The 8286-nt window shown below is 47.3% G+C and carries 8 protein-coding genes and 1 pseudogene; 4 read left to right on the plus strand and 5 right to left on the minus strand.

All coding sequences use genetic code 11. The annotated features are described in order from the left end of the window. Positions 1–96 precede the first annotated feature (96 nt). Complete coding sequence (gene htpG, locus F8N00_RS14060) at positions 97–1959, minus strand: molecular chaperone HtpG (protein ID WP_075642882.1); 1863 nt, start codon at positions 1957–1959, stop codon at positions 97–99. Positions 1960–2041: 82 nt separating this feature from the next. After that, on the minus strand, positions 2042–2911 hold the full coding sequence (locus F8N00_RS14065; protein ID WP_055969714.1) for a hypothetical protein: 870 nt from the start codon (positions 2909–2911) through the stop codon (positions 2042–2044). Positions 2912–3046: 135 nt separating this feature from the next. On the opposite strand from F8N00_RS14065, the gene F8N00_RS14070 reads away from it, so the two are divergent. Beyond that, a complete protein-coding gene (locus F8N00_RS14070) occupies positions 3047–3877 on the plus strand; it encodes an SDR family oxidoreductase (RefSeq protein WP_023469801.1) in 831 nt (276 codons plus the stop codon). A gap of 139 nt (positions 3878–4016) precedes the next feature. After that, positions 4017–5189 (plus strand): M20 family metallopeptidase, encoded by a 1173-nt coding sequence (locus tag F8N00_RS14075; protein ID WP_075642880.1) that lies wholly within the window; start codon positions 4017–4019, stop codon positions 5187–5189. 66 nt (positions 5190–5255) lie between these two features. Here F8N00_RS14075 and F8N00_RS14080 read toward each other — a convergent pair whose 3' ends face one another. Next, positions 5256–5603, minus strand: a complete 348-nt coding sequence (locus F8N00_RS14080; protein WP_035395505.1) for a hypothetical protein — start codon at positions 5601–5603, stop codon at positions 5256–5258. Between the two features lie 85 nt (positions 5604–5688). On the opposite strand from F8N00_RS14080, the gene F8N00_RS14085 reads away from it, so the two are divergent. Beyond that, positions 5689–6114, plus strand: a complete 426-nt coding sequence (locus F8N00_RS14085) for a DUF1801 domain-containing protein (RefSeq protein ID WP_050678548.1) — start codon at positions 5689–5691, stop codon at positions 6112–6114. A gap of 49 nt (positions 6115–6163) precedes the next feature. Here the strand turns inward: F8N00_RS14085 and F8N00_RS14090 are convergent, their stop codons facing one another. Beyond that, entirely contained in the window at positions 6164–7402 is a 1239-nt protein-coding gene (locus tag F8N00_RS14090) for an MFS transporter (RefSeq protein WP_421018418.1), read from the minus strand. Between the two features lie 26 nt (positions 7403–7428). Continuing rightward, positions 7429–7884: a CBS domain-containing protein gene (locus tag F8N00_RS14095; protein ID WP_055969726.1), complete on the minus strand. Its 456-nt coding sequence runs from the start codon at positions 7882–7884 to the stop codon at positions 7429–7431. 182 nt (positions 7885–8066) lie between these two features. Between F8N00_RS14095 and F8N00_RS14100 the strand changes: the two are divergent. Then, a pseudogene (locus F8N00_RS14100) lies at positions 8067–8286 on the plus strand (MarR family transcriptional regulator); the annotation flags it as partial.

Below are 8286 nucleotides of genomic sequence, written 5' to 3' on the forward strand. Positions count from 1 at the left end.
GTTACGAGATAAGGGTGGCAGATCATCATTCTGCCACCCTTATCTTTGTAGAGACCAACTTTGAGTCAGCCCCTTTTTTCGACTTCATGTCATGTCTTATACCATAAGTTCACACACATCATTCGCGAACGCTACCGGATCCTCGAGTGGAAGCCCTTCGACAAGTAATGCTTGTTGATACATCAGTTTGGTATAGCGCTCGAATTTCGAACGATCGTTTTGATACGCTGCTTCAAGAGATTGGAACACCGCGTGTGACGGATTCAATTCAAGAATCTTGACCGCTTCTACCCCTTCGTTATTCGGCATCGCCTTCAAGATTTTCTCCATCTCGATCGAGACGGCGCCGTCCGTCGCAAAACAGACGGGATGCGATTTTAGACGCGTTGATGCTTTGACTTCCTTGACTTGTCCACTTAACACTTCCTGCATTGCTTGGAACATCTCCGCTTGTGCGTCCGTCGTCTCTGCCGCTTCTGCTTCAATCCCTAGATCGCTACTCGTGACTGACTTGAACGTCTTCTCGTTATATGTCACGAGCATCTGGATCGCGAACTCATCGATCTCTTCGGTGAAGTACAAGATGTCGTACCCTTTATCACGCACAAGTTCGGATTGTGGTAACTTGTCTAAACGATTCGTACTCTCACCAGCGGCGTAGTAAATATGTGCTTGATCTTCCGGCATCGCTGCGACGTATTCCGCAAGCGTGATCAACTTCTTCTCCTTCGCTGAGTAGAAGAGGATGAGGTCCTGCACCTGTTCTTTATGCATGCCGTAATCATTGTACATACCGAACTTCAGCTGACGTCCGAACGCTTGATAGAACGTTTCGTACTTCGTGCGATCCTCGCGCAGAAGTGCTTCGAGTTGTGTCTTGATCTTACTTTGGATGTTTTTCGCGATCAATTTCAATTGACGATCGTGCTGCAGTAACTCACGCGAGATGTTGAGCGATAAGTCTTCCGAATCGACCATCCCTTTGACGAAACTGAAGTGATCCGGCAACAAGTCGCTGCATTTTTCCATGATCAAGACACCATTGGCATAGAGTTCAAGACCCTTTTCAAATTCCTTCGAATAATAATCGTACGGTGCTTGCTCCGGAATGAATAAGATCGATTGATAACGAACAGCGCCGTCGACACTGATATGAATATGTTTCGCCGGTGTGTCGAAACCATACCGCTTCTCTTGGTAGAAGTTCGTATAGTCTTCGTCTGTCAATTCCCGTTTATTCTTCCGCCAGATCGGCACCATGCTGTTGATCGTCTTGACGACTTCGACCTCTTCCGTCTCGTCACTGCCTTCGATCGGCTGACGTTCGAGTTCCTTCATCTCGATCGGATAACGGATGAAATCCGAGTATTTTTTGATGATGCTACGCAGACGATATGTCTCGAGGTATTCATCATACGATTCTTCTTCCTCGTTCGCCTTGATGTGGAGTGTAATCTCCGTTCCGACGGTTTCCTTGTCGACTTCCTCGATCGTATAACCTTCGACACCACGCGATTCCCATTTATAAGCGACCGCACCGCCGAATGGTTTCGTAACAACAGTGACGACGTCTGCGACCATGAATGCAGAATAGAATCCGACACCGAATTGACCGATGATATCATGACCATCTTGTGCTTCGTTTTCTGCTTTGAAGGCAAGCGATCCACTCTTCGCGATCGTACCGAGATTTTCTTCTAGTTCTTCCTTCGTCATTCCGATTCCCGTATCACGAATGATGAGTTGACGCGCTTCTTTATTTGGTTCGATCGTAATTTTGTAGTGTTCCTTTTCGAACGAAATCGTCTCGTCCGTCAATGCTTTGTAGTACATCTTATCCATGGCGTCACTTGCATTCGAGATCAATTCGCGCAGGAAAATCTCCTTATGCGTATAGATGGAATGAATCATCATCTCCAGCAATCGTTTTGATTCCGCCTTAAATTGTTTCGTTTCCATGCTCATTCTGCCTCCCTTTTTTAGCACTCAATCATACAGAGTGCTAATTCATCTCCTATTATTAGGGAGTTCGAAATATCTGTCAATCACCTTTTTCACTGTATGTCACGACTTTTTCACGGACGATTTTTCCGATTTGACGTAAGTGTTCTGCTGACCCATAGGTGCCATGGCTGACACCGTTTTCATCCTTTCGATTACCGAGACCGATGAACTGCTCACTCGGTTTGAAGTGGAGTCCGACGACGGATACCTGAAATCGTGACGAGAAGCCGATTTGAAAAATCGCGTCCGGATAATCCGTTGGTCGATAGGTCGTCCAAGCGATGTCTGGTTCGAGCTTCGCAAATCGTTCCGTGTGTTCCTTACCGAGCAGGATGATTCCTTTTATCGAGAACAGTTCAAGCAGGCGTAACAAAAATGTCTGACCGAACGGACTATCTTCCAACACGCTGCGTTCTTTGATCGCTCCCATGTAGTGGTGTGTCGGAAACGGGAAAAAATCCAGATGAATGACCGGATCAAACGTCGTCTCGTAAAACGACGCACCGAGTCCGTTCAAGAATCCTTCGAGCTTACCGCCACCTGGTCGACCGAACCAGGTTCGGTACACATTTGGTTGTTTGAAGTAACGATTGAAGCGTCGGATCGATTCCGTCAATGTCTCTTCTTGTAAATACGCATTCCACGTCATGGATTGTGGACGTATGAAAAGTGGACCGTGCTCGTCAAATCGTAATGCACCTGTTCGGTCTAAAAACTGCGATCGGGATGGGTTCGTCGCGATCGTCACCCAACTGCTACGCGTCGCATCACCAAACCAGAGGACAGGTGTCGTTTGGTCGATCAATTCACTTGCAAATGCACTCTTCTCGAGTGTCATTTGGTACTGGACGGCTTCGTGTAATAATTTTTTGGCAAGTTGCCATTGATCGGATGTCAGCGTTCTCATCTCCCTCTATACAGCGATTGTGCTGTTGTAGATGTACCCCCTATCCTCTAACACTAGACGCATCGATGGGTTTAATCTCCATTTCTCCGGGAATGTTTCATAAGGTGAACGATACGACTTAGGAGGGATTTAATAATGGGTAGACTCGATCAAAAAGTAGCTGTCATTACCGGCTCGGCAACAGGGATTGGACAAGCGACTGCACTTGTCTTCGCAGAACAGGGAGCAACGGTCGTCTGTGCCGATGTCTCACTTGAAAAAGCACAACAAACAGTAGAACAGATTACACAACAAGGTGGGAAAGCGGAAGCCGTCCATGTCGATGTCTCAGACGTCGAGAGTGTCGAGCAACTTGCGAAGCACGTCAAAGAGACATACGGTACGATCGACGTTCTCTTCAACAATGCCGGAATCGATGAACAAGGCGGGAAAGTCCACGAGTATCCAATCGATCTCTTCGACCGGATCATCGCGGTCGACTTGCGCGGTACATTCCTCGTCAGTAAATTCTTGATTCCACTCATGCTTGATAACGGTGGTTCAATCATCAATACATCATCGATGTCTGGTCGCGCAGCTGACTTGAACCGATCCGGTTATAACGCAGCGAAAGGTGGGATTGCGAACTTCACGCGCGCGATGGCAATCGATTATGCGCGTCATGGCATTCGTGTCAATTCGTTATCACCAGGAACAATCGAAACACCACTCATCGATACACTCGTCGGTGAAAAAGAAAAAGAGCAAGGCAAACAGTTCCGCGATGCGAACGCTTGGATTACACCACTCGGACGACTCGGTAAACCACGCGAGATGGCAACAGTCGCCCTCTTCCTCGCTTCTGACGACAGCTCATATGTTACAGGTGAGGATATCACAGCAGACGGCGGCATCATGGCTTATACATGGCCGGGAGAGATGTTAATCGATTCGAAGTGGAAAGACGAAGCAGAAAAAAGTGAATGAGTAAGGTACGGTGTAACCTTCTGGTTGCACCGTTTTCTTTTATCTCAAGACGTTCAGCTCCGTAAATTATTTTCCGAATTCGTTTACCTCCCTGAAGTATTTTTATCAGGGTACAGGATAGGTAAAGGAGGAAATACTTATGCAAACAGCAATTACTTACTTACAACGATGTCTTCAAATTCCAAGCGTTAATCCGACGGACGGAGAGGAAGACGTCGCACGTTATGTGTACGATGTACTGATTGATCATCACATCTCGACAGAATGGATCGAAGTCTCACCGAAACGGATTTGTCTCGTCGCGACCGTTCCTGCGAGTGAAGAGGTTTCACGCCCTTCCGTACTCGGGCTATCTGGTCATCTCGATACGGTTCCGGTCCAAGGAGACGGCTGGACGAAAGATCCATACGGTGGTGAAATCGAAGACGGACGCATTTATGGTCGTGGGGCTTCGGATATGAAATCAGGTGTCATGGCGATGGTGCAAGCGCTCATTCAATACAAGGAACGTCAAGACCGTCCGAACACCGTCAAACTTCTGATTACATCCGATGAAGAGAATGGCATGACGGGTGCTCGTCATTTGACCGAACAAGGACACGCGGATGATTTAGATGCTTTACTGATCACAGAACCAACGAGCGGGATGATTGGATATGCACAAAAAGGAGTCGTTGGGATTGAAGTGACGTGCCGCGGGAAAAGTGCGCACAGCTCTGCTCCGCAACTCGGTCGTAACGCGATTGATGACGTGTATCGCATCATTCAAGAAGTGAAGTCAGAACGTTTCTCGATCACAACGAATCATCACCCGGCACTCGGTCCGGTCGTCGCGTCAATCACATCCATAAAAGGAGGCGAAGGACCGAATGTCGTTCCGAGTCAGGCTTCTTTTTATATGGACATCCGGACGATTCCTGGATTCGGTCGGGCGGACGTTCTTGCTGCCTTTACGGATATTGAGCGTCGACTTGTTGCAGAAGATCCTAACTTTGACATGAGCGTGACCGTCATCAAGGATATTCCTTCTTGTGAAACCGATGAACAAGCGCCTTTCTTGCAACAGGTCGCAGATACGATGGAGCAGGTCAGCGGCGTGACACCACGAAAAATCGCCATCCCAGGTGGAACGGATGGTGCGATGTTCAGCCAAGCGAAAAAGTCATTTCCGATTGCAATCGCTTCTTTCCATGATTTCCGCCTTGCGCATCAAGTCGATGAGTCAATTCTGTTATCCGAGTATGAACAAACGATTGCGTTTTGCTTTAACTTGATCAACACACCATTACATCAATCGCTTCCATCACTTTAAATAAAAAAGGGACGACTTTCGGGTGCAATACCCAGAGTCGTCCCTTCTACTTTTACTGTGTTTAGTTTAGTACACACCAAGCTGTGCCAACGCCTCACTTAAATAACTTTGATCACTGCGAAACTGATGACTCGTTTGTCCGTCAGACCAACTGATGAAGACACGACCAAGGCGGTCATATCGTAAACGGAGACGAATCACGCCCTGCTCGAATACGACTTCACCGTATAACGACTCATGGACGCGAGCAAAGTTACGGATGAACGCATCATATTGATTAAATGTAACTGAAAACTCGTGTTCACTATCTTCTCCCGTCATTTGAATCGTTAGTTCCTCTTGCTTTGGATATACGTGTAAGATGTCCCACGATACGCTGCTTTCTTCTCCTCGAAACACGATGCGATGCTTCATTCGATTTCCTCCTTTATGTACAAGGATTTTCGCTTTCTTTTTTCGAAAGTAACCGATATCTTCTTCATCCGAAAGGAGTCTGCTTATGTCTGATACGCCAAAGACAGGTCCTACTGAACAGTCCGTTGATGCCTTTCTGGCACAAGTCGAACCGCCACTACGTCAAGCAGATGGTATCACGTTACGTCAGTTCTTCGAAGATGTCACGGGATACGAAGCCGTCATTTGGGGGTCTTCCTTGATTGGTTTTGGTTCCTATCATTATCACTATGCCTCCGGTCACGAGGGCGACAGCTTTTATGTTGGCTTTTCTCCACGCAAGACGAACCTCGTCCTTTACCTCGCGCTTGGTGAAGACGATGTATCGGAACGACTGCTTGCCACTCTTGGTACGTATCGACGTGGTAAGTCCTGCCTCTACGTAAAACGACTGACTGACATCGATTTAAACGTCCTTCGGGAAATGATTGAGCACTCGATTCGCACGTTAAGAGACATGTACCCGTCTTGATTTCAATCAAAAACAGCCGAAGCGGATTCGCTTCGGCTGTTTTTTGAAATTAATGTCCGCCTTCTGTCCGATCGATATGGCGAATGTGTTTGAGATTGACCCCGATGATGATGACGGATAAGAGGACAAAGCCACTTCCGACATAAAACGGTAAGTTTGCGTTGAAGATTTCAGCCAATTTACCGGCCATGAATGGCGCAATGGCTGCCCCGAGAAAACGTAGGAAACTGTATGCCGCAGATGCTGTCGAACGTTCAACAGGTGCTGCGTCCATGACAGCTGTCGTGATGAGCGTGTTGTTATTCCCAAGCACGGCTCCCGCCAAAATGACACAGACGATGACGACGGCTGGTGTTTCCGTAAAGATCCCCATTAACAGAAGCAAGATTGCGAATATGATCAACATCATGACCATCGCTTTGATTGTTCCGAACCATTGTTTCAGTTTCGGAGCCGTTAAGACCGATGTGATCGCAAGCAACATTCCCCAGCCGAGGAAAACGAATCCGAGTCCTTGCGCTGGTAGTTTCATGACGAATGGTGCATAGGCCATGATCGTAAAGAACCCAACGTTATAAAGTGCCGCTACGATTCCGAGCGTCAAGAGCGAACGATGCTTCATCGCTTGGAACGGTGCTTTTAATGATAACTTCTGTTTCGGTGCTGCAGATGCTGCTGGTTTTGGCATCAAGAAGAGCAAGACGAGGAACGCGATGACCATGATTGTTGCAACACCCATGAATGGCGCGCGCCATGTGATTGAACCGAGCGTTCCGCCTAACAGTGGTCCAATCGAAATCCCAAGACCAACGGCTGCTTCATACAAAATGATGGCTTTTGCTGTTCCGCCTGACGACAGCGAAACAATCGCAGCAAGTGCGGTTGCGACGAACAAAGCGTTCCCAAGTCCCCATCCACCGCGCAACGCGACGAGCGTCCAAATGCTATCTGCTTGTGAAGCAAAACCAGCAACGGTTGCGATGACGGCGATCCCGAGCATCAATGTTCCTTTTTGACCAATCCGTGATGAGATCGCGCCTGTAATTAACATCGCGAATGCCATGACGGCGTTATAACTTGTAAATAAGAGCGTTACTTCACTTTTTGATGCTTCTAAATTCTCGGCAATCGTCGGTAAGACGGGATTGACGAGCCCCATTCCCATGAATGCTGTAATACTGGCGAAAAAGACTGCCCAGACAGCAACCGGTTGATGGAATAATCCCTGTTTGCTTTCTGCTAATACCGTTTCCGGCTCAAGCGTCATTGTTTTTTCAGCAAGTGCCATAGTGTCCCTTCTTTCTATTGAATGTGTTACATGAACTGTTTAAACGAATGGCGAATGACGTCGCCTCGACTAATGATCCCAACAAGCCGTCCTGCTTTCAGGATCGGAAGCTTTTTGATCCGTTTTGCGCCAAGTGTCGCCGCAATCTCTTCTATTTCTGTTTCAGCGTCCGCTGTTACGACCTTCCGACGTGCCAGTTCCATGACAGGTCGATTCAAGATATGACGAATCCGATCTTCGTAATCTTCTTCGTCTCCTTTGATGACATCTACATATAAGAATGTATCGACGATGATGTCCTTGTGTTTTCCAATCGCGCGCATGATATCTCCGTCACTGATATACCCGACGACCTCTTGCTCAGCATTAATGACAGGTACGCCGCTAATACCAGATTGAATGAATCGTTCGATGACCGTACGAATCAGATCTGTATCGTTTACTGTGATGACCTCTTGTTTCATCGACTCATAAGCTTTCATCTGAATTCTCCTTTGTCGTTCGTTTCTCATACGAAAAAGTTGTATGATACAATTAAAAGAACAAAAATGATTGTATAATACAACTACAACTCTGTCAAGCCTCCTGCTTTTCGCATTGACAGCTTATCCACATTGGGTAATCATGAGGGACAGAGAGACCTTATTGAAAGGGGAGATACCCGATGTCTCAACAAGCACTCGAAACCATTGAATTAGAGTTAGCAATTCTGATCCGGCGCTTGACGACAGCGACGGCAGACAATCGTAATTTGGATCGTGCTTCCTACCTTTTACTGCGACAACTAGCGGATTCCGGCAACGTCGGTGTCAAAACACTTGCTCGTGAACTCCAGCTTGATGTCTCGACCGTCAGTCGCCCTGTCTCTTATACACATCTCCGAG

The sequence above is a fragment of the Exiguobacterium sp. A1_3_1 genome (genome assembly GCF_048985645.1).
In the GTDB taxonomy this organism is placed as follows: domain Bacteria; phylum Bacillota; class Bacilli; order Exiguobacteriales; family Exiguobacteriaceae; genus Exiguobacterium_A; species Exiguobacterium_A indicum.

Bases quoted from the DNA above. Each gene is read 5' to 3' on its own strand.
- htpG (WP_075642882.1), bottom strand. From the start codon at position 1,959: ATGGAAACGAAACAATTTAAGGCGGAATCAAAACGATTGCTGGAGATG.
- F8N00_RS14065 (WP_055969714.1), bottom strand. From the start codon at position 2,911: ATGAGAACGCTGACATCCGATCAATGGCAACTTGCCAAAAAATTATTA.
- F8N00_RS14070 (WP_023469801.1), top strand. From the start codon at position 3,047: ATGGGTAGACTCGATCAAAAAGTAGCTGTCATTACCGGCTCGGCAACA.
- F8N00_RS14075 (WP_075642880.1), top strand. From the start codon at position 4,017: ATGCAAACAGCAATTACTTACTTACAACGATGTCTTCAAATTCCAAGC.
- F8N00_RS14080 (WP_035395505.1), bottom strand. From the start codon at position 5,603: ATGAAGCATCGCATCGTGTTTCGAGGAGAAGAAAGCAGCGTATCGTGG.
- F8N00_RS14085 (WP_050678548.1), top strand. From the start codon at position 5,689: ATGTCTGATACGCCAAAGACAGGTCCTACTGAACAGTCCGTTGATGCC.
- F8N00_RS14090 (WP_421018418.1), bottom strand. From the start codon at position 7,402: ATGGCACTTGCTGAAAAAACAATGACGCTTGAGCCGGAAACGGTATTA.
- F8N00_RS14095 (WP_055969726.1), bottom strand. From the start codon at position 7,884: ATGAAAGCTTATGAGTCGATGAAACAAGAGGTCATCACAGTAAACGAT.